This is a genomic window from Streptomyces sp. NPDC048484 (assembly GCF_040651415.1).
In the GTDB taxonomy this organism is placed as follows: domain Bacteria; phylum Actinomycetota; class Actinomycetes; order Streptomycetales; family Streptomycetaceae; genus Streptomyces.
In genome coordinates, this window is sequence record NZ_JBEZJY010000045.1 from 1 (window position 1) to 25,996 (window position 25,996).

Below are 25,996 nucleotides of genomic sequence, written 5' to 3' on the forward strand. Positions count from 1 at the left end.
CAGGGGCGGCTGGAGTTCCTCGGGCGTGCCGACGACCAGCTCAAGGTGCGCGGATTCCGGATCGAGCCCGGCGAGGTGGAAACGGTGCTCACCGCCCATCCCCTGGTGGGCGCGGCCGTGGTGACGGCCTGGGAGGACGGACAGGACTGCCGCCTGGTGGGCCATCTCGTCGCCGCCGACCAAGCCGTCGGCCTGCCGTCCGTCAGCGAACTGCGGGCGTTCGCCGCGGAGCGGCTGCCGGACTTCATGGTGCCGTCGGTCTTCACCGAGCTGGCCGCCCTGCCGCTGACACGGAACGGAAAAATCGACCGGGCCGTGCTGCCGGCTCCGGAGGAGGCCCGGCTCGACGCGCGGGCGGCCTTCGTCGCGCCGCGCACAGCGGTCGAAGGGAGACTGGCGGCCATCTGGGCAGAGGTACTCGGGGTGGAACGCGTCGGTGCGGAGGACGACTTCTTCGAATTGGGCGGGCATTCGCTCCTGGCGACCCAGGTCATTTCCCGGATCCGGGACGAGTTCGGCGTGGAGATAGCACTCGGCGCGATCTTCGACCGGCCCACCGTCGCCGCGACCGCCCTGGCCGTCTCCGGGGCGACTGCCGCCCCGGACGACGAAACCGAGTACGAAGTCTTCGAAATCTAGCCGTATCCCTCGTGAGAGGGACGCCGCGGTCCCCCGCACGAGGGAGAAGAGGATCGCTTCGCAACGTGACGACAGAACCGATGGTCTCTCCCTAGCATTTCGCCCATGGAAGCGACGATCGAAGTGAACGGCCTCCGGAAAAGCTTCGGCCGAGCCGTGGCCCTGGACGGAATGTCATTCACGGTAAAGCCGGGGCAGGTCACCGGATTCGCCGGTCCCAACGGTGCCGGCAAATCCACCACCATGCGCGTCATCCTCGGCCTGGACTCCGTCGAGGCGGGCACGGCGCTGGTCGGCGGGCGGCCGTACCGGAGTCTGCGGCGTCCGCTGCTCCACCTCGGCGCACTGCTGGACGCCGCCGCGTTGCAGCCCAGCCGCAGCGCCCGCGGCCATCTGCTGTGGCTGGCCCACTCGCAGGACCTGGGCGCTCGCCGGGTGGACGAGGTGATCCGGCTGGTCGGCCTGGAGAAGGCGGCCCGGCGCAAGGCGGGCGGCTTCTCCCTGGGCATGCGGCAACGGCTCGGCATCGCGTCGGCGCTGCTCGGCGACCCACCCGTGCTCATGCTGGACGAGCCGTTCAACGGGCTGGACCCCGAGGGCATCGTGTGGATGCGCGGCTTCCTGAAGTCCCTCGCCCGCGAAGGCCGCGCCGTCCTGGTGTCGAGCCACCTGATGAGCGAACTGCGGGACACCGCCGACCATCTGGTGGTCATCGGACGCGGCAAGGTCGTCGCCGACACCAGCGTGAGCGAGCTGCTGGAGGCCGCCTCCCGGGGCCGGGTGCTGCTGCGCACCGCCGAGCGCGAACAGGCGATGCCCCTGCTGGCACGGGAGGGGGCGACCGTGACCGCCACCGGGCCCGACACGCTCACCATCGCCGGGCTGCCCTCCGAACGGATCGTCCACCTTCTCGGCCGTGCCGCCGTGCCGTTCTCCGAGGTGTCGGCGCACCACGCCACCCTGGAGGAGGCCTACATGGAACTCACCCGGGACGCGGTGGAGTTCCGCGGCGCGACCGGGGAGAAGGCCGCGTGATGACCGGTACGATCACGCCCTACCGCTCGGAGACCAAGCCCGGCCGGGCCGACTTCCCGTCGCTGGTGCGCGCGGAGTGGACCAAGTTCCGTACGGTGCGCGGGTGGACGGTCGGCGCGCTCGTCGCGGTCCTGGTCATGATGGCGCTCGGTCTCGTCGCCACGTCCGCCAGCACCCCGCAGGGCGGGCGGGCCGAGGCGCTGGCGACAGGGCCGGGCGGGGAGGCCGTGAACGACAGCCTCTACTTCGTCCACCAACGGCTCAGCGGAGACGGCTCGATCACCGTCCCGGTGACCTCGCTGACCGGCCGGGTCGACTTCGCCGGCACCGCGCGCGACCGCGTCCAGTCCTGGGCGAAGGCCGGGCTCATCGTCAAGAAGGACCTCACCCAGGGGTCGTCGTACGCCGCCGTCATGATCACGGGCGCGCACGGCGTCCGCATGCAGTACGACTACACCCACGACATCGCCGGGACGCGGGGCGCCGTCACCGCCTCGACCCCGCGCTGGCTGCGGCTGGTGCGCGCGGGCGACACGATCACCACCTACGACTCCGCCGACGGCACCCGGTGGTCGAAGATCGGCTCCGCCCGGCCGGCCGGGCTGCCGGGAACCGTGCAGGTCGGGCTGTTCGTCACCTCGCCGCAGAACATGGAGGCCGCCACACCCGGCGCCACGATGGACCCGGCGACCGCGACCGCCGTGTTCGGCGCCGCCGCATTCGACGGCCAGTGGTCGTCCGGCGCGTGGAAGGGCGAACAACTGGGACGCGCGGGCACATCGGGCAGCTATTCCCCGCGCCTGCCCGAAGCCGGCTACACCGAGGAGCAGGGCGGGTTCACCGTCACCGGCGCGGGCGACATCGCACCGGTCGTGGGCGGGCCGGCCCTGGGCAACGGCTTCAGCATCGAGAACTTCCTCGTCGGTACGTTCGCCGGGGCGATCGCCATGATGGTCGTCGCCACCATGTTCGTGACCTCCGAGTACCGCCGCGGGCTGATCCGCACGACCCTCACCGCGAGCCCGCGCCGGGGCCGGGTGCTGGTCGCCAAGGCCTTGGTGATCGGCTCCGTCGCCTTCGTCGCCGGACTGCTCGCGGCCGCCTTCATGGTGAAGGTCGGTGAGCCCCGCGCGCGCGACAACGGTTTTCACGTCTTCCCGGTGCAGGGGGCCACGGAGCTGCGGGTCATCGTCGGCACGGCGTTGCTGCTGGCGGTCGCCGCCGTTCTCGCCCTGGCCGTCGGCGCCCTGCTGAGGCGCAGCGCCGCGGCGATCGCCGGGGTCGTGGTCCTGCTCGTGCTGCCCTATGTCCTGGCCATCGTGTCGGTGCTGCCCGACGGCGCGTCCAACTGGCTGCTGCGGATCACGCCGGCCGCGGGCTTCGCGATCCAGCAGACCGTGCCGCGCTACGACTTCGTGGCGAACGTCTATACGCCGTCCACCGGTTACTACCCGCTCTCGCCCTGGGCCGGCCTGGCCGTCCTGTGCGGGTGGGCGGCGCTCGCCCTCGGCGCCGCCGGCGTTCTGCTCCGCCGGAGGGACGCCGCATGAGGCAGGCGCTGCACGCGGAGTGGACCAAGGTGCGCACGCTCCGCGACACCAAGTGGCTCGTGGCCGCCATCATCGTGCTGACCGTGGCACTGGGCGTCGCGGTGGCCTCCGCGGTCTCGTGCGACAAGGAGGGCTGCACCCAGGACACCACCAAGCTCAGCCTCACCGGCGTGATGCTCGGCCAGGCGGCCGTCGCCATCCTGGCGGTGCTGATGGTCGGCAACGAATACAGCACCGGAATGATCCGTACGACGTTCGCCGCGATGCCGGGCCGGTCGACGGTCCTGGCCGCGAAGGCAACCGTGCTCGCCTCCCTGGTGGCGGCGGCCGGCACCGTCGGCATCCTGGTGTCGTTGCTCGCGGCGCGGTTCATCCTGTCCGGCAACGGATTCACGGACGAGCACGGAGCCCAGGCGCTGTCCCTGACCGACGGCTCGACGCTTCGCGCCGCCGTGGGATCGGTGGTCTATCTCGTCCTCATCGGGCTGCTCAGCCTCGGTGTCGCGGCCGTCTTCCGCGACTCCGCGGTGGCCGTGGGCATCGTCCTCGCCCTGCTCTACATCTTCCCGATCCTCGAGCACGTGGTGCCGGACGAGAGGCTGCAGCGGCGGCTCGAACAGATCGCGCCCATGACGGCGGGGCTCGGCATCCAGACCACCCGCAATCTGCCCGCGCTGCCCATAGGCCCCTGGGAAGGGCTGGGCGTGCTCGGCACCTGGGCCGCCGGGGCGCTTCTCATCGGCGTCCTGCTGCTGAGGTTCCGGGACGCCTGAGAAGAGGCTCAGGACTGGTGAAATCCACCCTCCAGGATGCAAGGAGACCGGCAGACAGGTCAATGCGCGGAGCGGCCGGTGTTCAACCGACGCGGTGTCGCAGTTGAACACCCGGCCGCCCGGAGCCGATCTATGGGATCCCGGGCGTCGCCGTCGTACTCTGAAGGCGCTGTGCAAAGAATTTCGAGGCGCTTCGCTTTTCGGAGGTCCCGGTGAAGAAATACTGCAAGTCCTACGCGCTGGGTGAACTGCGCGCATTTCCCGGCTGGTCGGCGGCCGCCCATCCTGACGAACGAGAACTGCCCGACGACACTCCCGTGTTCCTCTGCGACGAATTCACCGTGCTCATCAGTCCGGTCGGAATCGACAAGGACAAACGCCTCTTCACCGAGGACACGCCGGAGTGGCGGGAATTCTGCACGTCGACCCTGAAGTTCGAGATTCCGGCCGACCTGGCCTTCGCCTACGCCGACGCGGAGCAGGCCTGACCCGCCGGCCCGCCCAATGTGCGAGTTCCCTGAGAGGTGGCCCATGGATGAGCTGACCGAGCGGCTGACGGAGGAACAGGCGGTGGAGGTGGGCGGGCCGAAGCCCACCCTGGAGGAGCTGCGGACCAGGCTCGAGGACATCGGTACGGTCTTCGTGAAGTTCACCGGGACAAGGGGCGGCACAGACCTCGGCATCCGGCTCGACCGGGACGCCTCAGAGTTCGCCGCCGCCGACTTCGACCACGGCGCCGGCACCGTGCACATCGAGGGCACCCTGATCCTGAACGACGACCCGGTGCGCTGTATCGCGGACATCGACCTGGCGACGCTGAAAGGCACCGGTCGCCTCACGGTCGTGGAGAAGTCCGAACTGGTCGGCTGATGGACGCCCCACACGACGCCCGGGACGACGCCGGGCGATTCGTACTGACCCGGGCCGAGGCGCAGTTGCTGCCCTCCGCCGAGGACGTGCGGTCGTACGAGGAACACGGCTGGTACCTGTCGAAGAAGCTGTTCACCGAGGACGAGGTGGACACGATCCTGGCGGCGAGCGAGAAGTTCTACGGCGGCTACCGCGACCAGCTCCTGCCCTCGCACCCGCCCACGCTCGCCTACTGGGCGCCCGGCACGGGCGACGTACTGCGACACAACGACTACATCCACTACGAGGTCGACGCGATCAGGGAGATCCTGACCAAACCGCTCATCGGCGCGGTGGCGGCCCTGCTGGCCGGCGCGGACCTGATCCGTGTCTTCCAGGCGACGCTGATCTACAAGCCGCCGCAGGCCGGGGACGAGACGTACGAGGTGCCGTGGCACTTCGACCGCAACTACTGGGCCACCAGTACGTCCGAGCGCATGCTGACGGCGTTCGTGCCGTTGCACGACTGCGACGAGCGGATCGGTACGATCTCGATGGTGGACGGCAGCCACCGGTGGCGGGAGACCGGTGCCGCGGACGAGGGCACGCTGCACTTCGCGGCCCGCGACCGTGACGGACTGGACGACCTGCTCGCGCGAAACGCCGCGTACAACGGCGACGAGGTCCGCAAGGTCCCGATGATCATCCCCAAGGGCCATGTGAGCTTCCACCACTGCCGCACGTACCACGGCAGCGGACCCAACCACGCCGACGCGCCGCGCCGGGCGATCTCGCTCCACCTCCAGGACGGCGACAACCGCTGGCGTCCGTACCGCCTCGACGACGGGTCGCTGCTCGCCTACAACCACGACCTCCTCGTGCGGCGCGACGCGGCGGGTGAACCGGACTACACCGACCCGCACTTCTGTCCGGTGATCTGGCAGGAAACCCATCAACGTGGAAGGTGATCGGGAATGAGCTCCCAGAACTCCGAGGATTTCGACGTCGTGGTCGTCGGCGGTGGGCCCGGCGGCTCGACGCTCGCGACGCTCGTGGCCATGCGGGGGCACCGCGTTCTCATTCTGGAGAAGGAGACATTCCCCCGGTACCAGATCGGTGAGTCGCTGCTGCCCTCGACCGTTCACGGGGTCTGCCGTCTCACCGGCGTCACCGATGAACTGGCCCGGGCGGGGTTCACCCTCAAACGCGGCGGCACTCTGCGCTGGGGCGCCAAGCCCGAGCCGTGGACGTTCGCGTTCTCGGTCTCGCAGAAGACGGCCGGCCGCACGTCGTTCGCCTACCAGGTCGAACGCATGAAGTTCGACAAGATCCTGCTCGACAACGCCCGGCGCAAGGGCGTGGAGGTACGGGAACGGGCCACGGTCTCCGACGTCGTCGAGGACGAGGCCGGCCGGGTGTGCGGCGTCGACTACACCGACGCCGACGGCGCGGAACACCGGATATCGGCCCGCTACGTGGTCGACGCCTCGGGCAACGGCAGCCGGATCCACCAGCGCGTCGGTGGCGTCCGTGAGTACTCGGAGTTCTTCCGGAGCCTCGCGCTCTTCGGCTACTTCGAAGGCGGCAGGCGACTGCCCGCGCCCAACTCGGGCAACATCCTGTCCGCGGCCTTCGGCAGCGGCTGGTTCTGGTACATCCCGCTGAGCGACACACTCACCAGCGTCGGCGCCGTGGTGCGCCGCGAGGACGCGGAGAAGATCCAGGGCGACCCGGAAAAGGCGCTCATGAACCTTGTCGACGAGTGCCCGCTGGTCAAGGAGTATCTGTCCGGGGCGACCCGGGTCACCACCGGCGAATACGGCAGACTCCGCGTCCGCAAGGACTACTCGTACCACCAGACGCGGTTCTGGCGGCCCGGAATGGTGCTCATCGGCGACGCCGCCTGCTTCGTCGACCCGGTCTTCTCCTCGGGCGTGCACCTGGCCACCTACAGCGCCTTGCTGGCTGCCCGGTCGATCAACAGCATCCTGGCCGGCCTCGTGGACGAGGCGCCCGCGTTCGGCGAGTTCGAGGCGCGTTACCGCCGCGAGTACGGCGTCTTCTACGAGTTCCTGATGTCCTTCTACGACATGCACGTCGACGAGAACTCCTACTTCTGGTCGGCGAAGAAGGTCACGAAGAACACCCACACCGAGCTGGAGTCGTTCGTGGAACTCGTCGGCGGAATGTCGGCCGACGAGTTCGACCTGAGCGACGCCGAGTCGGCCGCCGTGCGGTTCAAGAGCCGGTCCGCGGAGTTCGCCGACGCGGTCGACCAGGTCGTCGCAGACGGCGAACGGAGCATGCAGCCACTGTTCAGGTCGTCCGTGGTCAGCCACGCGATGCAGCAGGGTGCGCAGGAACAGCACCGGGCACTGCTGGGGGAGGACGCCGCGGACGACGCCCCCATGTTCTCCGGCGGTCTCGTCCCGTCCGAGGACGGTATGCACTGGACGGTCTCCCCGGGCGCCTGAGGGCCCACGCGAGGACGCCCGGCTCCACGAGCGCCGAGCAGCTCCTGTGTGTTCGACAGGCTTGCCGGAAGCCGTCGAGGACACCGGCACCGGCATCGACCGCCAAGGAGGACCACAGTGGTGTCAGCTGCTCCGGTAGCGTCTCTCACCCAGCATCAGCTGCTGATCCTCCTCCTCCAGGTCGGTGTCCTGCTGTTGCTGGCGATCCTGCTCGGACGGCTGGCCGCCCGCATCGGTCTGCCGGCCATCGTCGGCGAGCTGCTGGCGGGCGTGCTGCTCGGACCCTCCCTCTTCGGCTGGCTGGTCCCGGACCTCTCCGGCTGGCTGCTGCCGGCCCTGCCCGAGCAGGCCCATCTGCTGGATGCCGTCGGTCAGATCGCCGTGCTGCTGCTGGTCGGGCTGACCGGCATCGAGATGGATCTGGGCCTGGTACGCCGTCGAAGAGCCACGGCCCTGCGCATCAGTCTGGCCGGTCTCGTGATCCCGCTCGCCCTCGGTATCGGGCTCGGCTACCCGCTGACGCGCCTGCTGGGGACCGGATCGGTGGACACGCATGTGTTCGCCCTCTTCCTGGGCGTGGCCATGTGTGTCAGCGCGATACCGGTGATCGCCAAGACGCTCATGGACATGAACCTCATGCACCGCAACGTCGGACAGCTCACGCTGGCCGCGGGCATGGTCGACGACGCCTTCGGATGGCTCCTGCTGTCGGTCGTCTCCGCCATGGCCGTCGGTGGGCTGAGCGCGGGGCTGATCGCGACGGCGCTCGGCTCCCTGCTGCTCGTCCTGCTGATCGCGGTGCTGGTGGGCCGTCCCGTCGTCCGCCACGCCCTTCGGATGAGCAAGGGCTCCGGCGAACGGTCGGTCGCGGTGGCCGCCGCGATGATCCTGCTCGCCGCGGCCGGTACCAACGCGCTGGGCCTCGAAGCGGTCTTCGGGGCCTTCGTCTGTGGCATCCTCATCGGTTCCAGCGGGGAGTTCGAGCCGGCCGGTACGGCATCGCTGCGCACCGTGGTGCTGGGTTTCCTGGCGCCGGTCTTCTTCGCGACCGCGGGCCTGCGCATCGATCTGCGCGCGCTGGCCGAGCCGCCCGTACTCGCGGCCGCGCTGATCGTGCTCGCGACCGCGATCCTCGGCAAGTTCGCGGGCGCGTACCTCGGTGCCCGGCTGAGCCGGATGAGCCGCTGGGAGGCGCTGGCGCTCGGCGCCGGGATGAACGCCCGCGGCGTCATCGAGGTCATCGTGGCGATGGTCGGGCTGCGGCTGGGCATCCTCACCACCGAGACGTACACGATCATCGTGCTGGTCGCCGTGGTCACCTCGATCATGGCGCCCCCGCTGCTGCGCGTGGCCATGAAGCGGGTCGAGCAGCAGCCGGAGGAGGAACAGCGTCTGCTCGTGAGGCAGACGGAGACTCCCCCCGCGGGCGAGGCCGCCGGACGCCTCACCTGACCAGCCCCGATCCTTTCCACCCGGGGCGAATACCTGCGTTACGCGGCAGTTGAACACGGCCGGGCGATCCTTGTTGTGCCGCGCCGGTACACGACATAGTTCAGGCAGCGCACCGCGTGTCATGTGCGGCGATCTTCGCACTGAATTCAGGAGGCGGCTCATGGCCGTGAGGAGCGTCGGGTACGTCGAGTTGTACACAGGCAGAAAACAGGCGACCGTCGATTACTTCGTCTCGGAGATGGGATTCGCGCACGTAGCGGATTCGGTGGGTACCGAGAGCAGTTCCGTACTGTTGAGACAGGGCAGCGTACAGCTGATAGTCACCACCGGCCCGGCGACCCGTGATTTCCTCGAAGCCCATGGAGAGGGAATCGCGGACATAGCCCTGACATGCGATGACGTCGAGGACACCGTTCGGGCCGCGGCGGCCGCCGGTGCCCCGGTCACCGACCTGCACCGCGGACACCCCTCGGTGTCGGGCTTCGGCGACGTCGTGCACACGCTTCTTCCCGCGACGCACGACGCCGTGATCGCGCGGCCCGGACCGTACGACTGGGTCGAGGCCCCGGGACCCGCGGACACCCGGACAAGCAGGATCCGGTTGCTCGACCATGTCGCGGTCTGCCTGGAAGGCGGCTCGCTCGAGAAATACGTGGAATTCTACCGGGAGGCATTCGGTTTCTCCCGCTATTCCTCCGAGTACGTGGACGTCGGCGCGCACGCGATGGACTCCGTGGTCGTGCGCAGCACTTCAGAGGATGTCACCTTCACACTGGTCGCCCCGGATCTGTCGAAGGGACGGGGACAACTCGACGCGTTCCTCGAAAGGAACGGCGCCCCGGGGGTGCAGCACCTGGCTTTCCTCGTCGAGGACATCATCTCCGCAGTGCGGGAATTCCGTGGCTCAGGCATGGAATTCCTCACCGTCCCGGACACCTACTACGACGCTCTGAGCGAGCGCTTCGCCGACCTGTCGGCGGAGATCGGGCAACTGCGCTCCACGCAGGTACTGGCGGACCGCGACGAGTGGGGCCACCTCCTGCAGCTCTTCAGCCGCTCACCGTACGAACGCAACACGCTGTTCTACGAGCTCATACAGCGCCGCGGCTCACTTGGCTTCGGCAGCGCGAACATCCGTGCCCTGTACGACGCGGTGGAACGCGACCGGACGACCACCGAATGAGCCCCGGCGAAGTCGGCCCTCTGCGGAAGGCGGAACTGCACCCCAGCCTTGCCGACCCGGTGCTCGACACGATGAACTTCCTCAACGAGATCACCCACCGCTACCCCGAGGCGATCTCGTTCGCGCCGGGCCGCCCCTACGACGGCTTCTTCGACGTCGAGGAGATCTTCACGCACCTCCGCCGCTACCTGGACCACCTGACGGCACGCGGCACCCCGGCCGCCGGGGTACGCGACGCGCTCTTCCAGTACGGCCCGACCGCGGGGCAGATCCGCGAGCTGATCGCGGACTCGCTGCGCAAGGACGAGAACATCGACGTACGGCCCGAGGCCGTCGTGGTCACTGTGGGCTGCCAGGAAGCGATGTTCCTCGTGCTGCGCGCACTCATCGCCCGTCCGGACGACGTACTCATGGTCTCCACGCCCTGTTACGTGGGGATCACCGGCGCCGCCCGCCTGCAAGGCATCGAGGTCATCCCGGTCGAGGAGGACAGAAGCGGGTTCCGCTGCTCGGACCTGGCGGCCGCGCTGGCGTCCGAGCGGGCTCGCGGCCGCCGGCCGCGCGCCTTCTACGTGGTCCCCGACCACTCGAACCCCTCAGGCACCACCATGTCCCTCCAGGAGCGGCACGAGCTGCTCGCGCTGGCGGCCCGCGAGGACTTCCTCGTCCTGGAGGACAGCCCGTACCGGTTGGTCAGCCCCGGGCGACAGCTGCCGACACTCAAGTCACTCGACCGCGAACATCGCGTCGTCCACCTGGGCTCCTTCTCCAAGACCCTGTTCCCCGGAGCCCGGGTGGGGTTCGCCGTCGCCGACCAGCCCGTCGTCGACGAGGACGGTCGCACCGGACTCCTGGCCGACGAACTCGCCAAGATCAAAAGCATGATCACGGTGAACACCTCGCCGCTGAGCCAGGCCGTGGTGGCCGGCATGCTGCTCGCCGCCGACGGCCGGGCCGCCGAGCTGAACACCCGGACGTCCGCGTACTACGGCGAGGCGATGCGAGCCATTCTCCAGCGGCTCGACGAGTGCCTGCCCCAACAGGACAGGGACGCGCTCGGCGTCCGCTGGAACAAGCCGGAAGGGGGCTTCTTCCTGACCGTCGACACCCCCTTCCGCGCGGACGACGCCGCCCTGACCCGCTCGGCGGAGGACCACGGTGTGATCTGGACGCCCATGTCGTACTTCTATCCCCAGGGCGGCGGGCACCACAGCCTTCGGTTGTCCGTCAGCTACCTGACACCGGCCGAGATCTCGGAGGGCGTCGCACGCCTCACCCAGTTCCTCAAGGCCGAATCCGCCAGAACCGGGTGACCACGACCCGGCCCACACCGAAAGAGACTTCCGTGACCACAGCAGTACGTCTCATTCGCGGCAAGCCCCGCATGTGGGGGTGGACGTTCCGATGACCGCGGACCTGAGTGCTCCCGGCACCGGCCTGCTGGACAGGCCTGCGCCGGAACCGGTGAAGGGCCCGGGAACCGCCCGGATCACGAGCGTCGGCACCGCTGTCACCGAGCGGTCGTACACGCAGCGAGAGCTCCTCGACCTCTTCGACATCACGGACCCCAGGGTCCGGTCGGTGTTCCTCAACAGCGCGATCGAACGACGTTTCCTGACCGTCCCGCCCAGGGGCGCCGACGGCGGTGTGCTGACCGAGACCCAGGGCCAGCTCCTGGCCAAGCACAGAAGGCTCACCCTCGACATGGGCGCCCGCGCGGTGCGCACCTGTCTGGAGAACGCCGGCGTCGGGCCGGCCGACGTCGACCACCTGTGCTGCGTCACCACCACCGGCCTCCTCACCCCCGGCCTGAGCGCCCACCTCATCCGCGAACTGGGCATGCTGCCCCGGACCAGCCGGGTCGACGTGGTGGGCATGGGGTGCAACGCCGGGCTCAACGCCCTGAACACCACCGCCGGCTGGGCCGTGGCCAACCCCGGGAAGACCGCCGTCATCCTGTGCGCCGAGGCGTGCTCCGCCGCCTACGTCACCGACGGATCGATGCGCACCGCCGTGGTGAACAGCCTGTTCGGTGACGGTGCGGCCGCGGTCACCCTGACCGCGGACCCGCCGGACGCCGCGTACGGCCCCGCCGGAGTTCCGGCCGAACAGGCCGGCCCGCGCATCCTCGGGTTCGCGAGCCACCTGATCACCGAGGCGATCGACGCGATGCGTTACGACTGGGACGACGAGCAGGGCAAGTTCAGTTTCTACCTCGACCCGCTCGTCCCGTACGTCGTGGGTGCCCACGTCGAACGGGTCGTCGACCGGCTGCTCGCGGGCGCCGGACTGCGGCGCAGCGCCGTCAGCCACTGGCTCGTGCACTCCGGCGGCAAGAAGGTGATCGACGCCGTCCGGGTCAATCTGGGTCTCACCCGGCACGACGTGCGGCACACCACGGCTGTCCTGCGTGACTACGGAAACCTGTCGAGCGGGTCCTTCCTTTTCTCCTACGAGCGGCTGCTCGACGAGGGAGTCGTGAAGGCGGGCGACCACGGCGTGCTGATGACCATGGGCCCCGGCTCGACCGTCGAGACCGCGCTGGTGCAGTGGTGACGGCCGACCAGGTGAACGACGGGACGGGGCGCACGCCCACCGCCGGCGCCGAGCCGGTGTCCGGGACTCTCACGCTGCGGGTCGACGGACGGCACCTCCTGTCGGCCGAGGCGGTGGCGGCGGTCGGCGCCGTCTGCGACAGCGCCGAAGACCTCGACGGCCGGGCGCGCGTCGTCGTCCAGGTGTCCGGTGTCCCGCGGGGACCATGGCCGGACGATCTGACGGTGTCCCTGGTGAACAAATGGGAACGCGCACTGCGCCGTCTGGAACGCCTGCCCGCACCGACGATCGCCGTCGCCGACGGCGACTGCGGCGGACTGGCCCTGGACGCGATGCTCGCCGCCGACTACCGCATCGCGACCAGAACGGTGCGGTTGGTCGTCCCCGTCGCGGGCGGCGCGACCTGGCCGGGGATGGCCCTGTACCGGCTGGTCGCGTACGGAGCGAACGGCGCCGCGATCCGCCGGGCGGTCCTCTACGGCACCCCTGTCGACGCGGTCGACGCACACGCCCTGCAGCTGGTCGACGAGCTGACGGGCGATGCGGCCGAGGCACTCGCCCGCGCCGGCGAACGGGTCCGCGCCGTCGCGGGCACGGAGCTGGCGATCCGGCGTCAGCTGCTGTCCGACGCCGCCACCACCAGCTTCGACGAGGCGCTCGGTGTCCATCTGGCGGCATGCGACCGCGCACTGCGGCGCGCGGCACGGGAGGCGGACGCATGACGGCGGACGAGACACGGGAGGGACTGAGCGGGGTAGGGGAGGGGCTGCGCGACGTACGGGCGGAGCTGCCCCTGGCCAGGGCGGCCCTCGCGCGGGCGGCGGAGCGCACCGAGAAGCTGCTGGACGCGCTGCCCGGGCCCCGGGACCGCTCGGCGCGACAGCGGGTCGGCGCCGAGGCAGCCACCGACGCCGCCCGCACGCTGCGCGCGGCCTTCCTCGACCGGCACGTCGACGCGGTCTACGACGAGCTCACCGACCGGCGCGTACGGCACCTGCGGCTGGACGAGCTGGCGGAGGCCGCGGCTGCGGCCTTCCCCGGCCTCGTGCCCACCGCCGGGCAGCTCGCCGCGGAACGCGCCCGCCCGCAGGCCCACAAGGAGGGCCACGAGTTGGACCAGGGCATCTTCTTCAGCCGGGTGCTCCGCTCCTCCCAGGCAGGTCCGCACCTGCTCGACGCGATGGTGCGCCCGACGCGGCGTGCCCTCGCCCTCCTGCCGGAGTTCACCGGGACGGGACGCCTCGATCTGGGATCCGTACGCCTGGAGCGCACCGGAGCCGTGGCACGCCTCACCCTGTGCCGCGACGACACCCTCAACGCGGAGGACGACGCGCAGGTCGACGACATGGAGACAGCCGTCGACCTCGCCCTGCTCGACCCGGCGTCGGAGGTGGGACTGCTGCGCGGCGGCGAGATGACCCATCGCCGCTACCGGGGCCGACGCGTGTTCAGCGCGGGGCTCAACCTCAAGAGCCTGCACAGCGGCGACATCTCACTGGTCGACTTCCTGCTGCGCCGCGAACTCGGCTACATCCACAAGATCATGAGAGGGATCCTGTCCGACGACGAGGCCGACTGGCGGTCCAGGACCGTCGAGAAACCCTGGGTCGCCGTGGTGGATTCCTTCGCCATCGGCGGCGGAGCGCAGCTGCTGCTCGCCTGCGACCATGTCATAGCCGCCGCGGACGCCTACCTCAGCCTGCCTGCCGCACAGGAAGGGATCATCCCGGGCCTGGCGAACTACCGTCTGACCCGCTTCGCGGGACCGCGCCTGGCCCGGCAGATCATCCTGGAGGGGCGGCGGATCTGGGCGAGCGAGCCCGCGGCCCGGTTGCTGGTCGACGAAGTCCACGACCAACCCGACCTGGACCTCGCCGTGGAGCGCAGTGTCGAACGGCTGCGGGGCAGCGCGGTGCTCGCCAACCGGCGCATGCTCCACCACGCGGAGGAGCCGCCGGACGAATTCCGGAGCTACCTGGCCGAGTTCGCCCTCCAACAGGCCCTCAGGCTCTACAGCCCCGACGTGATCGACAAGGTCGGCCGGTTCTCCGCGGCATCCGACGACAGACGGGGAGGAGCGCGCCACGTTTGACGCCCTCGCCGGCCCGACTGCCCCAGGCGGTGGGCCCGGCGCGGTGCTGGAATCGGGAGACAGGCAATCCGACAGTACAGGTCCGATCGCCCGCGCACCCGTCTGTTCAACCGCGGCGGGAGGCAGTTGCACGACTGGACGGCGCGGTCGACGCCGAGTCCACGAGCGGCTCCGGACCCGAGGCGGAGAGCCCTCCGGCGTCGACTCGGGTTGCGCGCGGGAAGACGTCCCTCTCCGTGGTGACCAGCCGTGACGCTGACGGGAGTTGGCGGAACGCTCCACGCTCCGTCAGGCTGATCCTGCGGCAGGGCACCGGGTTCCCGGTCGGCCGTCGGGCAGGTCCCGTCCGCCTCTTCGGACCACATCCGCCGAACCGCCCGAGCCGGAAGGGGCCGTCGTGCGCTCCGCAGTCGTGGTTGGCACAGGACTCATAGGCACCTCGGTGGCCCTCGCGCTCAACGCACGGGGCGTCACCGTGTACTTGCGGGACACGGACCCCGCCGCGGCGAGGATCGCCGAGTCGCTGGGAGCCGGAACCACGACCGCCCCCACCGCGGCAGTGGATCTGGCGGTCATGGCCGTACCGCCCGCGCTCATCGGCCGTGTGCTGGCCGACGTTCAGACCGCCGGACTCGCGCACCACTACACCGACGTTGCGAGCGTGAAGGTAGGGCCCCGCGAGGACGCCGTCGCCCTCGACTGCGATACCGCCCACTACATCGCCGGGCACCCGATGGCAGGCGGGGAGCGCAACGGACCGCTCGCTGCCCGCGCGGACATGTTCGAAGGCCGTGCCTGGATTCTCACGCCGACGTCGGACACCGACAGGGAGACGCTCAACATGGCCCTGGAACTGGTGGCGATGTGCGGTGCGACGCCGGTCGTGATGGGCGCCACCGAGCATGACCGGGCGGTCGGGCTGGTGTCCCACACCCCGCACATCGTGGCAGCCCTGGTCGCCATGCGTTTCGAGCAGGCCGAGGAGCGTGCGGTGAGCCTGGCGGGCCCCGGCATCAAGGACCTCAGCCGGATCGCGGGCGGCGACCCGGAGCTGTGGGTCGACATCCTCGGCGCGAACGCCGTCGTCGTGGCGGACATCCTTGAGGACATCGGCGTGAACCTGGAGGACGTCGTCACGGGCCTGCGTGCCATGGCGGCCACCGACGAGGCGAAACGCGACGAGGGCAGGCGGGGCATAGGCACCTTGCTGCGCCGGGGAAAGGCCGGGCGCGAGAGGATCGCCGGCAAGCACGGTTCGGGGCCGGGCAGCTATCGGACGCTCGGTGTGTTGATCGGAGACCAACCCGGGCAGCTGGCCCGCCTGTTCACGGATGCGAGCCGGTCCGGTGTGAACATCGAGGACGTCCACCTGGAGCATGCCACGGACCAGCTCGCCGGTCTGGTCCAGCTCAGTGTGGCGCAGACGTCCGTACCCGTTCTCGAAGAGGCGCTCCGTGCCCAGGGCTGGCATACACAGTGAAAGGGTGCTCGCCCTCGTCCGTCCCACGGACCGCTCGTCAGGATCCGGCCACTGCGACTGATCGACACCAACGACCAGCGTCACGCCGCACAAACAACACGCCACGTGAGACAACCTCTGAAACCTGCGGTCGAACCAGAATTGGCGGACGAAGCGACGCATCGCGCTTTCAGTGAGGGCCAAAGGGTCGACAATGAGTGAGACCGAAGCCGATGATGGGTGTTGTCAACGAGGAGCAGCGCACGCCTGGGGGAAGGTGGTGATCATCTTCGTGGACGGGGCCGGGAAATGCACGAGGCCCTCCTGAGGCTGCCGGGTTTATCCGCCAGGTCATCCGGAATCTCATATTCAGCTTATGAAACGGGCGTTCCGATAGCCGTCTTACGGTTGCATCGGGGGCTCATTCATGGTGTCCGCAATCCGCCGTGGGGCGCTTCTTCGGCGTGCCCGATGGTGATCCTGAGCCGCTACCGAATTGTCTGTGTGGGACTTTGAGCCGGCTGCGGTCGGCATCCGTGGCCGCCCGGCGAAGAGGTCGCGTAGGGCGGTGAGGGGGGGGAGGTCGTGTTCGCGTACGGGGGAGACGCAGGGGGGGGATCCGGGCGAGGTGTCTCACGCCGGTCGGGCCCGGCCGGGACTCGGAGGCCCTCTGTCGTGGCGTGCCCGTCCTGCGGGCCTGCGGCCCTCCAGTCGATGTCCTGGCTCTGGACCCGGCCCCCGCCCGGCGCGCCCGGTGTGCTGCCGCAACGATGTCGGCGCGGTGTGCTCGGCCGGTTCAGTAAGCACCGCCCGCCACCCGCGCGGCGTCACCGCAGGCAGTGGGTCGTTCGAACAGCCACCGAACGGGGGGATCTGAGTGAATCAGTCAGCCATTGTTTCGCGCGAATCTGTGAACAGGGAACTCGTAGGAGCTGAATCAGTTTTCCAGCCGTCCGGCACACTGAGTGATGAGGGAGAGGGTAGACAGGGCGCAGAGGAAATCGCAATATCCACTTTACTGCCGGGCAAGTCACCCCGTTCCGCGGGGCCCGACCCGGAACACGTGGCCCGCCTGGCCGAAGTCGAAGGATTACTTCCTCCCATTCTGGTCGACCGGCGCACCATGCGTGTGATCGACGGAGTGCATCGGCTCATGGCAGCTTTTCTGCGGGGCCAGGAGACTATCCGCGTAAGATTTTTCGACGGCAGTCACGAAGACGCCTTTCTGTGCGCCGTCGAGGCGAATGTGACGCACGGCCTGCCGCTGTCGCAGGTCGATCGGCGGGCCGCCGCAGCGAAGATCATCAAGTCGCACCCGCACATGTCGGACCGGGCCATAGCGCGCGCCTCCGGTCTGGGGGCGAAGGCGGTCGCGGCGATCCGTCTGCGGTCGGGCGACGTGGTGCAGTTGCACGCGCGAGTCGGCCGGGACGGCAAGGTCCGCCCGCTCAACAGCGAGGAGGGCCGCAGGCGGGCCGCCGAGCTGATCGCCGAGCGCCCGGAGGCATCGCTGCGCGAGGTGGCGAGGCTGGCCGGGATCTCGCCGGCGACGGTGAGCGACGTGCGCAGGCGGCTCCAGGTCGGCGAGGCTCCGGTGATCGAACGCGGGCGGTCCGCGGACTCGGAGACCGCGACCGACGAACCGGTGCGGGTGACGGCGCTGAAGAGCGAGCGCAAAGCCGGTTCGGTCGACGGAGACCCCATGTCCGTCTTGCAGAAGTTGCTGCGGGACCCGTCGCTGAGGCACAACGAGGAGGGCCGGAACCTGCTGCGTCTGCTCCAGCAGAACGCGATCGGCATGCGGCAGCGGTCCGAACTCACGGCCGCGGTCCCGCCGCACTGCGGAGACCTGGTGGTCTTTCTCGCCCGGCAGTACGCGGAGACCTGGATGGAGTTCGCCCAGCGGCTCGACGAGCAGATCCAGTCGTACCGCCGTCCCGCGGTGGCGAGCGGCGAAGGGGATGCGGCGCCCGCCACCGCGCCGGGGTACGGCCATCCTTCCTCGTGGAGTGGCTCCGACCGGGCGGTCGGCGGCAGAGGGTTGTGAGGCCTCGCCGCGTCCTGACGGGCGCCCGCGGCACGGCTGGGCGCTGCCGGTCCGGTGATATCGGCGAAAGGCTCTTCCGGAGGGCGGCTGTCGTGGCGGAGCGCATCGGACCGGTACTCCTCCCGCATGCGCGGCCCCGAGGCGCAGCAGGCGATCGGCGGGCCGTTCGATGAACCGCGGTGTCCACCGGACGGGCGCGGTGGACGCGCTCACCCTCGAAGACTTCGCCGACGTCGCGCGGGACCGGCTCTCCTCGGAGGTCTGGGACTTCATCGAGGGCGGCGCCGGCGAAGAGCGGACGCTCAGGGCGAACCTCCGTGCCTACGACCGCACCCTGTTGTCTCCGCGAGTCCTCACCGGCGCGGGCCCGCCAGGTACCGGGACCCGGATCCTGGGCCGGACCTGGGCGGTGCCGACGGGTGTGGCGCCCACGGCGTACCACACGCTCGCTCATCCGGAAGGCGAAGTGGCCACGGTGCAGGGTGCGGGAACGGCCGGCGTCCCGTTCGTGGTGAGCACCTTCGCCGGGCGCAGCCTGGAAGACATCGCCGCGGACGCCACGACGCCGCTCTGGCTCCAGGTGTACTGCTTCCGCGACCGCGCGACAACGAAGAGGCTGATCCGGCGCGCGGAGCGGGCCGGCTTCGAAGCGCTGGTACTCACGGTGGACGCCCCCCGGCTGGGCCGGAGACTGCGTGATCTCCGCAATGACTTCAGGCTGCCCGCCGGGATCGCGCCGGCGAATCTCGACGGCGGGGGGTTCGCCTCGCCCGGCGGGCATGCGCTCGCCGAGTTCGACCCGGCCCTCGACTGGTCGGTCGTCTCATGGATGCGCTCCGTCAGCTCGCTCCCCGTTCTCCTGAAGGGCATTCTCACGGGGCGTGACGCACGAAGGGCCGCCGAGGAGGGCGTGGACGGCATCGTGGTGTCCAACCACGGGGGGCGTCAGCTCGACGGCGCCCCGGCGGCCCTCCAGGTGTTGCCGGACGTCGTGTCGGCGGTCGCGGGCGCGTGCCCGGTGCTTGTCGACGGGGGAGTGAGGCGCGGCAGGGATGTGCTGGCGGCCCTCGCGTTGGGCGCCGACGCGGCGCTGGTCGGACGTCCCGTGCTGCATGCGCTGGCGGCGGATCAGGCGCGGGGTGTGGCACGGATGTTCGGCATTCTCGCCGATGAACTGGCCGATGCGATGGCCCTCACCGGCGCCGCGTCGGTCCCGGACATCGGGCCCGACCTGGTACGCGCCTGCGGGAAGTGACCCGCGACGACGTCCTCACCCACAGCGTGCGTACGCCGCTCACCTGGCCAGGCGGGCCGGGCCGGTCTCCGGCAACCCCGCCGACCGGATCAAGCCTGGATCTTACGAGCACGACGAGCACGACGAGCACGACGAGCAGGCCGTGCTGCGGCCGTCGCGGTGAAACCCGCTCGACCTGATGACCTCCTTGACGAGATCGTCAGGCATGGAGTTCCTCTGCTACCACCGAGACCGGCCCGCCTCCCTGCCGCTGCGCCACGAACTGCGGGAAGAGCACTGGTCCTACATGGACCAGTACACGAAGGAGATGATCGCCCGGGGCCCGACACTCGCCGACGACGGCGACACACCCACCGGCAGTGTGCACATCGTCGACCTGCCCGATTCCGCCGCCGCCCGCGCGTTCGCCTTCGACGAGCCGACCTACCAGGCCGGCGTCCACCGGGACGTGCTGCTGCGACGGTGGCGCAACACACTGGGGCGCACCATGTGGGACTTTCCCGGCGGACGCAGTGGCGGCAACCGGTATCTGGTGCTCGGTCTCGGCGCGGGGCAGGCAGCCGACCTCGCGGTGCCGTCCGACCGGAACGAACTGATCGCCTACGGGCCGCTGCTGTCCGACAACGGCGCCACCTGGCTGGGCACGGCGGCGCTGCTCCGGGCGCCGGACCCGGACATGGCACGCGCCGTCCTGACCGCGGACCGGTATGCCGACATCGAAGTGCACAACTGGCAGTTCGGCGGGCGCCCGTCGTAGGCGGCGAGGGCCTACACCACCTCTGTTGCCGAACCGGCAACAGAGGTGGCGTGACCGGGAGACGATGAGCGACGGTGGGTGCGTGACCGACACCATAGGATCGCCCGCGTCCGACACTCCCATGCCTGCCGACGGATACGTCGGAGACCCCGCCGTGCGTGCGGAGTGGGACAACCGATACACCGACCGACAACAGCTGTGGAGCGGTCAACCCAACGGCGCGCTCGTGGCCGAGGCCGCCGGGCTCACAACCGGACGGGTGCTCGACGTCGGCTGCGGCGAGGGCGCGGACGCCGTCTGGCTCGCGCGCGGCGGCTGGGACGTGACCGCGCTGGAGGTCTCGGGGGTGGCAATGGAGCGGGCCGCCGGACACGCGCGGGACGCCGGCGTCACCGTCCACTGGGTACACGCCGCGCTGACGGAGGCGCCGCTCCCGCCGGCCTCCTTCGACCTGGTCTCCGCGCAGTACCCGGCCCTGCTGCGCACCCCCGGCGCCGCGGCCGAGCGGGCGCTGCTCGCGGCCGTCGCGCCCGGTGGCGTGCTGCTGCTCGTGCACCACGCGGGGATGGACACCCAGCAGGCGCAGGACAGCAACGGCTTCGACCCGGCCGACTACGTCTGGCCCTCGATGGTCGCCGCTCTGCTCGACGACGACTGGGAGGTGGAGGTGGACGAGCAACGGCCACGCGTGGCACCTGACGGCGGCGCCGGCGCGCACCATACCGACGACGTGGTGCTGCGGGTCCGTCGGCTGCGCTGAGGGCCCCTCCGCCCGCAGCCGGCCCGGCAGCTGGTTACGGTGAATGACCGAGCCACCGAGAACCGGCTGCGGCTGGGACCGTGAAACCGGCTGCGGAGGTGTTCTCCGAACGGGCGTGTGCGCCCGAGCCGACCGCCCCGATGCCGTCCAGGACCGGTGTTCCCGCGGCCACGACGAAGTTGCCGTCACTCGCTCCGCCTACGGACGCCTCCCGCAGGTCCTCCCCGAGCAGTGCCGCGCACCGGCGGGCCAGTTCCGCGAGCGCCGCGACCCCTTCGGTGCGCTCGAAGACGGGGCGGTTCCAGTGTCCGGTGATCGCCACGCGGGTGCGTGGATCCACGGGGCGCAGGGCGCCGAGAGCCTCGGTGATCCGCCTCTGCTCGGCCTCGGAAGCGACACGGATGTCGATGCGGCCGACGGCACGTCCCGCGTGACGTTGCTCCGTGTGCCGCCCTCCACCACGCCCACGTTGAGCGACGTGCCCGCGTCCGGGTCACGCAGTTCGGCCAGGCGCAGGACCTCCTGGGCGAGGGTGGGGCGCTGCGGTCAGCCGCGCACCGCAGCCAGGCACTCGTCGTAAAGGTTCATGATGTCGCTCTTGCCGTCGTTGGCGACCCACGTGATTGATGCGGCATCCAGGCACGCGAACGCCGTCGCGATCACCGCGCGGGCCTTCGCGCCCTCGGTGCCGGTAGCCGCGTCCATACGGGTCTCGATGAGCGGCAGCAGGTCCTCCTGGAATCGCAGTCGCTTTTCGAGCCAGCCGGCACGCAGCGAGGCGGTGTTGTGCAGGAGACGGAACCGCTCCAGGGCCTGTTCGCGGCTGTCATGCAGGCTCAGTACGGCAGCAACCCCTGCGCGCAGGGCCTCCCAGCCCCCGACCTCGGCCGGCAGTTCGCTGATCGCGTCTGTCAGGACCTGCCCGAAGCGGTCCTGGTCGCCGCCGAGAAGGTCCTCCTTGGCGCCGAAGTAGCGGAAGAGGGTGCGCTGGGAAACGCCGGCCTCCCGGGCGATCTGGGCGATGGTCGTCTCGTCGTAGCCCTGCTCGATGAACAGGCGCAGAGCCGTTTCGAGGATCTCTCGGGAGGCCATCTGTCGTGTCCGGTCCCACAGCGTGGCCGGAGTCCTCGTCGCTGCCTTGGCGTCCTGTTGCATACCACCAGATTACCCAGCGCTGCCAGACCGGCACACACATCCCTCCTGACAGTGACTGCCAACCTGTCATACACTGTCAGGAGTGTGTCACGGCACCGCCCACTGCCCCACGGACAGAGCCGCTCACCCCCCGCCCAGAAGTACGCAAAGGAGCGAATCATGCCTGCACCCACAGCTCTGATCACCGGTGGAACCAGCGGCATCGGCAAGGCGACCGCCGAACTGCTCCACTCCCGCGGCTACCGCGTCATGGTCACCGGCCTCGGCAATGTCGCCGAAGCCGGACTTCCCGAAGACGTCACGGCTGTCCGGGCCGACGCACGGTCCCTGCCGGACATCGACCAGGCGATGGATCAGGCGCGCCGGCAACTCGGCTCCCTCGACCTGCTCTTCCTCAACGCGGGCATCTCCCGCCCCGGCCCGATCGAATCAACCGACGAAGACGCCTTCGACGCCCTGTTCGACATCAACGTCAAGGGAAACTTCTTCACCCTGCAAAAAGCGCTCCCACTCCTCAATGAGGGCGCCTCGGTCGTGTTTACCGTGGGCGCCGCCGAAGGGCTCGGGGCCGCGATGACAGCCGCCAAGGGCGCTCTGCTGCCCCTCATGCGGTCCCTCGCACTCGAACTCGCCCCCCGCCGCATCCGCGTCAACGCCGTCAGCCCAGGACTGATCAACACCCCCGCCTACAGCAGGATGGGTGTCTCCCAGGAAATGATCGACTCCTGGGCCCGGGACGTCCCGCTCGGCCGCGTCGGCGCTCCCGCCGACATCGCCGAAGCCGTGGCCTTCCTCGCCTCGGACGCCGCCGGATACATCACCGGCGACAACCTCACCGTCTCCGGCGGCATCGGTGTTCACTCCAACGCCTGACGAGTAATTTGGCTCCGATCTGGAAGGTTCACCGGGTCCAATGCCCAGTCTGTGGCCCCGGCGAGCCGACGGACCGTGCGGGAAGCCGGCCCCGCCACTTCGTTCTCCACCACGGATAGACGAGCCGCCCACCTTCCATGCCCGTGTGCGCCGCCGTGCCCTTGGAACTGACCGCTGCCGAGCGCCACCGACTCAAGAAGATGGCCTACGGCCACAAGACCCCGCACCAGGCCTCAGGTGACGGCTGTCCGTCGGTCAGGCGAAGTTGACCAGTCGCATGTAGCGCGTCCAGTCCCAGTTCGGGCCCGGGTCGGTGTGGTCGCTGTCCGGCACTTCGTAGTGCGCGAGGATGTGCGAGCGGTCCTTGGGGATCGAGTACTTGGCGCAGACCGCCGAGGTGAGTCTCGCTGACTCCTCGTACAGGGCGTCGGTGAAGTACGCTGGCTGATCCACCCAGCCCTCGTGCTCGATTCCGATGCTGCGGGTGTTGTAGTCCCAGTTGCCCGCGTGCCAGGCGATGTCGCGCTCGCGGACCATCTGCGCGATGTGGCCGTCGGCGGACCGGACGACGTAGTGCGCGGACACCTGCTTCTTCGGGTTCTGGAAGATGGCGACGGTGTCCGGGTAGGTCGCCTGCGTCACGTGGATGATGACGAAGTCGACGGGGTGACTCGTGGGGCGGTTGGCCACGGTGTAGTTGGACTCGTTCGCCGGGGACCACTCGGACTGCGGGTAGTCGATCCCCTGCGGTTCGGCGCCCGCCCGGTTCGTGGGGAGCAGCGCGGTGGAGAGCGTGGCGAGGGCCGCACTCTGGAGCAGGCGCCGCCTGCTGGGCAGGGAGGCGGGCAGCGATTTGGCTCGGTCCACGGGTTTCCTCTCAAAGGTGGTGACGTGCTCGGCGGGGCGGGGCGGGGCGGCGACGCGGGCCACGGGGCGGCGGTTCGAACAGGCTCGGAACGCCGCTCAAACCGCGGACACAGGGCTCAACGGCCCAGGGCCGCGGCCGTCTCGCGTATCCGGGCGTGTGGCCCCCGACGTGTCTCCCGCTCAGGCAGCCACTCCCTGCGGATCTTGGCAACGCCGGTGTAGTCGGTGTCGCAGACGTTGGCCGGCGGCGACTCGACGGCCTGAGTGGCGAACTGGGAGGTGTCCAACTCGCTGAACCCGTAGTCGCTCACCAGCCACTGCACCAGGTCGGGCTGCCAGATCCACACGGTCTCCGGCAGCGGCGGCTGAAGCAACGTGGCCGTGGTGTGTGTGGAGGTCAGCGCCCCGGACAGCGGGGCCGCCGCCGTCGACGCCGCCCAGTCCCGTGCCGGTTCGATCGATACGAAGTGCACCGCGACCATGTCCACTGAATCCCCCGAATCCTCGTGCTTGCCCGGACACGCGACACGCTTCTGTCCGTTCGACGGCGGCGGTGTCTCGCGTGAATCACGGTACGGGTCGCGCCGATTGAGGAGGAAGAGCCCGCCCGAGTCCGTGGACAGCGCTGGGATTGTGGACAACTCGGTCACTCGAAAGGGGGATCGCGGTGCCCAGAAGCAAGGTGAGTGGCCAGCAGGGAGGCATGCGGGAGGGCGCCGTCGGTGTTGAAGAGCCTGTGTCTGAATGGCCGCGTGCCTCGCGGGCCTCGCGGCTCTCGGGGTCGCACGGATCGCACAGTCCAGGCAGGTCGGACCAGTCGGCGAGGCCGGTCAGTGCGACGGACCCACGCGCCCGGCGCAGAGCGAGACGCCCGCGTTCACGCTCCGCCGCCCAGCGCCGCCGGATCATCGAGAACGGCCCGCACGACGGAATGCGCGGCACCGAGCAGCGGGCCCTCCGGGCCGAGCCCGGAGACCGACACCGCGCAGGCGGGACCGGCCGTCCTGCGTGCCAACTCCCGCTCGAGCGACGGCAGCAGCCAGGGCGCGAGCCCGGACAGCGCCCCGCCCAGCACGACAGCCTCCGGGTCCAGCAGATTCACGGCGCCCGTCAACGCGATGCCCAGCGCGGTACCGGCGTCGCGCAAGGCCCGCCGTACGTTCTTGTCGCCCCTCGCGGCATGCTCGGCCAGCAGTCCGACGCGGTCCTCACCGGGTTCCAGACCGGCCGCGCGCAGTACGGCCTCCTCGCCCGCGTACTGCTCAAGGCAGCCGCGCCCCCCACAGGCGCACGCAGGTCCCTCGGGTCGTACCGGCACATGTCCCAACTCGCCGGCGAAACCACGCGTCCCGCGCAGCAGTCGCCCGTCCACGACCACGGCCCCGCCGATGCCGATCTCCGCGGAGACGTGCAGGAAATCGCGGGGTGCCTCCTCATTGAGCCAGAGTTCGGCCAGGCCACCGAAGTTCGCCTCGTTGTCGACGGTCAGCGGCAGTTCGTCCGGAAGCAGGGGCCGGAGGTCCGTGTCGTGCCAGCCGAGGTTGGGGGCGCGCACCACGGTCCTGGCATCACGTGCCACCAGGCCGGGCACGGCCACGGCCAGACCCGCCGGCCACAGCCCCTCCTGGTCCGCCTCGGCCACGATCTGGCGTACCAGTCCGGTCAGTTCCCGCAGCACGGGCTCCGGCGCGCGGCCGCGGTTGGTGCCCTGCCGCATGACTCGCGCGCGCACCTTGCCGCGCAGATCGACCGCGCACACGGCGAGATGGTCGACACCCACCTCCGCACCGATCCCCGCCGGGCCGCGTCCGCTCAGGGCCAGTGCCGACCCGGGCCGTCCCACCCGTCCCGGCCGCTCCGGGCCCAGCTCGTCGAGAAGCCCCGAGCGGATCAGTTCGTCCACCAGGGTCGAAACGGCCGCCCGGGTCAGTCCGATCCGGGAGGCGACGGCCGCACGGGACAGCGGCCCGTCAGCGTTCACGGTGTGCAGCACCCGCGAGAGGTTGCGGCGGCGCATGCCCTGTTGCGTATCGGGCAGCCGTCGACCCGGACTGCTGGGGTGGGACTCGTGAAGCGGTGCCGTCATGCCTGAGTCGGTCCTAGTCCGGCCGGTCCCCTGAGGGCTGTCCTGGTCTGTCCTGTTCGGCTTCTGCTCCGATTTTGTCCTGTCCGTGCCGCTGGTCCGGGGCGTCGGCGACGAGCAGGTGCCGACTCCCCGGA

Annotated in this window: 24 protein-coding genes and 1 pseudogene; 20 read left to right on the forward strand and 5 right to left on the reverse strand. The window is 70.0% G+C overall.

All coding sequences use genetic code 11. From position 1 onward, the window contains the following. The 19 genes from AB0D14_RS34930 to AB0D14_RS35020 all read left to right on the forward strand — a co-directional run. A partial coding sequence (locus tag AB0D14_RS34930) for a phosphopantetheine-binding protein (protein ID WP_362787101.1) occupies positions 1-639 on the forward strand: 639 nt, incomplete at its 5' end. 105 nt (positions 640-744) lie between these two features. Further along, on the forward strand, positions 745-1,674 hold the full coding sequence (locus tag AB0D14_RS34935) for an ATP-binding cassette domain-containing protein (protein WP_362787102.1): 930 nt from the start codon (positions 745-747) through the stop codon (positions 1,672-1,674). Next, positions 1,674-3,224 carry an ABC transporter permease subunit gene (locus tag AB0D14_RS34940; RefSeq protein ID WP_362787103.1) on the forward strand — a complete coding sequence of 517 codons (1,551 nt, stop codon included), beginning with the start codon at positions 1,674-1,676 and terminating at the stop codon, positions 3,222-3,224. The genes AB0D14_RS34935 and AB0D14_RS34940 overlap by 1 nt, the downstream gene beginning before the upstream one ends. Next, complete coding sequence (locus AB0D14_RS34945; RefSeq protein WP_362787104.1) at positions 3,221-3,997, forward strand: ABC transporter permease; 777 nt, start codon at positions 3,221-3,223, stop codon at positions 3,995-3,997. Before AB0D14_RS34940 ends, AB0D14_RS34945 begins: the two co-directional genes overlap by 4 nt. 212 nt (positions 3,998-4,209) lie before the next feature. Next, the gene (locus tag AB0D14_RS34950; RefSeq protein ID WP_362787105.1) at positions 4,210-4,485 is read left to right on the forward strand and encodes a hypothetical protein; all 276 of its coding nucleotides are present in this window, start codon (positions 4,210-4,212) and stop codon (positions 4,483-4,485) included. A gap of 43 nt (positions 4,486-4,528) precedes the next feature. Continuing rightward, positions 4,529-4,867 (forward strand): hypothetical protein, encoded by a 339-nt coding sequence (locus AB0D14_RS34955; protein ID WP_362787106.1) that lies wholly within the window; start codon positions 4,529-4,531, stop codon positions 4,865-4,867. Beyond that, the gene (locus tag AB0D14_RS34960) at positions 4,867-5,814 is read left to right on the forward strand and encodes a phytanoyl-CoA dioxygenase family protein (RefSeq protein WP_362787108.1); all 948 of its coding nucleotides are present in this window, start codon (positions 4,867-4,869) and stop codon (positions 5,812-5,814) included. The genes AB0D14_RS34955 and AB0D14_RS34960 overlap by 1 nt, the downstream gene beginning before the upstream one ends. A 6-nt stretch (positions 5,815-5,820) precedes the next feature. Next, the gene (locus tag AB0D14_RS34965; RefSeq protein ID WP_362787109.1) at positions 5,821-7,320 is read left to right on the forward strand and encodes a tryptophan 7-halogenase; all 1,500 of its coding nucleotides are present in this window, start codon (positions 5,821-5,823) and stop codon (positions 7,318-7,320) included. A gap of 120 nt (positions 7,321-7,440) precedes the next feature. Continuing rightward, the gene (locus AB0D14_RS34970) at positions 7,441-8,772 is read left to right on the forward strand and encodes a cation:proton antiporter (RefSeq protein ID WP_362787111.1); all 1,332 of its coding nucleotides are present in this window, start codon (positions 7,441-7,443) and stop codon (positions 8,770-8,772) included. Between the two features lie 160 nt (positions 8,773-8,932). Continuing rightward, entirely contained in the window at positions 8,933-9,955 is a 1,023-nt protein-coding gene (gene hppD, locus AB0D14_RS34975) for a 4-hydroxyphenylpyruvate dioxygenase (RefSeq protein ID WP_362787113.1), read from the forward strand. Further along, a complete protein-coding gene (locus AB0D14_RS34980; RefSeq protein WP_362787115.1) occupies positions 9,952-11,268 on the forward strand; it encodes a PLP-dependent aminotransferase family protein in 1,317 nt (438 codons plus the stop codon). Before hppD ends, AB0D14_RS34980 begins: the two co-directional genes overlap by 4 nt. Positions 11,269-11,359: 91 nt before the next feature. Next, entirely contained in the window at positions 11,360-12,511 is a 1,152-nt protein-coding gene (gene dpgA, locus AB0D14_RS34985; RefSeq protein WP_362787117.1) for a 3,5-dihydroxyphenylacetyl-CoA synthase DpgA, read from the forward strand. Beyond that, on the forward strand, positions 12,508-13,233 hold the full coding sequence (dpgB, locus tag AB0D14_RS34990) for an enoyl-CoA-hydratase DpgB (protein ID WP_362787118.1): 726 nt from the start codon (positions 12,508-12,510) through the stop codon (positions 13,231-13,233). Before dpgA ends, dpgB begins: the two co-directional genes overlap by 4 nt. Beyond that, on the forward strand, positions 13,230-14,603 hold the full coding sequence (gene dpgC, locus AB0D14_RS34995; protein WP_362787120.1) for a (3,5-dihydroxyphenyl)acetyl-CoA 1,2-dioxygenase DpgC: 1,374 nt from the start codon (positions 13,230-13,232) through the stop codon (positions 14,601-14,603). Before dpgB ends, dpgC begins: the two co-directional genes overlap by 4 nt. 397 nt (positions 14,604-15,000) lie before the next feature. Continuing rightward, positions 15,001-16,083, forward strand: coding sequence for a prephenate dehydrogenase (locus AB0D14_RS35000; protein WP_362787122.1), 1,083 nt, complete (start codon positions 15,001-15,003; stop codon positions 16,081-16,083). A 997-nt stretch (positions 16,084-17,080) separates the two neighbouring features. Then, positions 17,081-18,109, forward strand: coding sequence for a ParB N-terminal domain-containing protein (locus tag AB0D14_RS35005; RefSeq protein WP_362787179.1), 1,029 nt, complete (start codon positions 17,081-17,083; stop codon positions 18,107-18,109). Positions 18,110-18,278: 169 nt separating this feature from the next. Further along, a complete protein-coding gene (locus AB0D14_RS35010; RefSeq protein ID WP_362787123.1) occupies positions 18,279-19,364 on the forward strand; it encodes an alpha-hydroxy acid oxidase in 1,086 nt (361 codons plus the stop codon). Positions 19,365-19,569: 205 nt separating this feature from the next. Further along, on the forward strand, positions 19,570-20,121 hold the full coding sequence (locus tag AB0D14_RS35015) for a YciI family protein (protein ID WP_362787180.1): 552 nt from the start codon (positions 19,570-19,572) through the stop codon (positions 20,119-20,121). 82 nt (positions 20,122-20,203) lie between these two features. Further along, on the forward strand, positions 20,204-20,881 hold the full coding sequence (locus AB0D14_RS35020) for a methyltransferase domain-containing protein (RefSeq protein ID WP_362787125.1): 678 nt from the start codon (positions 20,204-20,206) through the stop codon (positions 20,879-20,881). 34 nt (positions 20,882-20,915) lie between these two features. Here the strand turns inward: AB0D14_RS35020 and AB0D14_RS35025 are convergent. Then, positions 20,916-21,412 (reverse strand): annotated as a pseudogene (locus AB0D14_RS35025) (peptidase dimerization domain-containing protein); the annotation flags it as partial. A 15-nt stretch (positions 21,413-21,427) separates the two neighbouring features. Further along, positions 21,428-22,036, reverse strand: coding sequence for a helix-turn-helix domain-containing protein (locus tag AB0D14_RS35030; protein WP_362787127.1), 609 nt, complete (start codon positions 22,034-22,036; stop codon positions 21,428-21,430). Positions 22,037-22,195: 159 nt separating this feature from the next. Here AB0D14_RS35030 and AB0D14_RS35035 point away from each other — a divergent pair, with 159 nt between their 5' ends. Next, on the forward strand, positions 22,196-22,909 hold the full coding sequence (locus AB0D14_RS35035) for an SDR family oxidoreductase (protein ID WP_362787129.1): 714 nt from the start codon (positions 22,196-22,198) through the stop codon (positions 22,907-22,909). Positions 22,910-23,164: 255 nt separating this feature from the next. Here AB0D14_RS35035 and AB0D14_RS35040 read toward each other — a convergent pair whose 3' ends face one another. From AB0D14_RS35040 to AB0D14_RS35050, 3 genes are all read right to left on the reverse strand, one after another. Continuing rightward, positions 23,165-23,776, reverse strand: coding sequence for a peptidoglycan recognition family protein (locus AB0D14_RS35040; protein WP_362787130.1), 612 nt, complete (start codon positions 23,774-23,776; stop codon positions 23,165-23,167). Between the two features lie 116 nt (positions 23,777-23,892). Beyond that, complete coding sequence (locus tag AB0D14_RS35045) at positions 23,893-24,417, reverse strand: hypothetical protein (protein ID WP_362787132.1); 525 nt, start codon at positions 24,415-24,417, stop codon at positions 23,893-23,895. Positions 24,418-24,653: 236 nt separating this feature from the next. Beyond that, a complete protein-coding gene (locus tag AB0D14_RS35050) occupies positions 24,654-25,862 on the reverse strand; it encodes an ROK family transcriptional regulator (RefSeq protein ID WP_362787134.1) in 1,209 nt (402 codons plus the stop codon). Positions 25,863-25,996 lie beyond the last annotated feature (134 nt).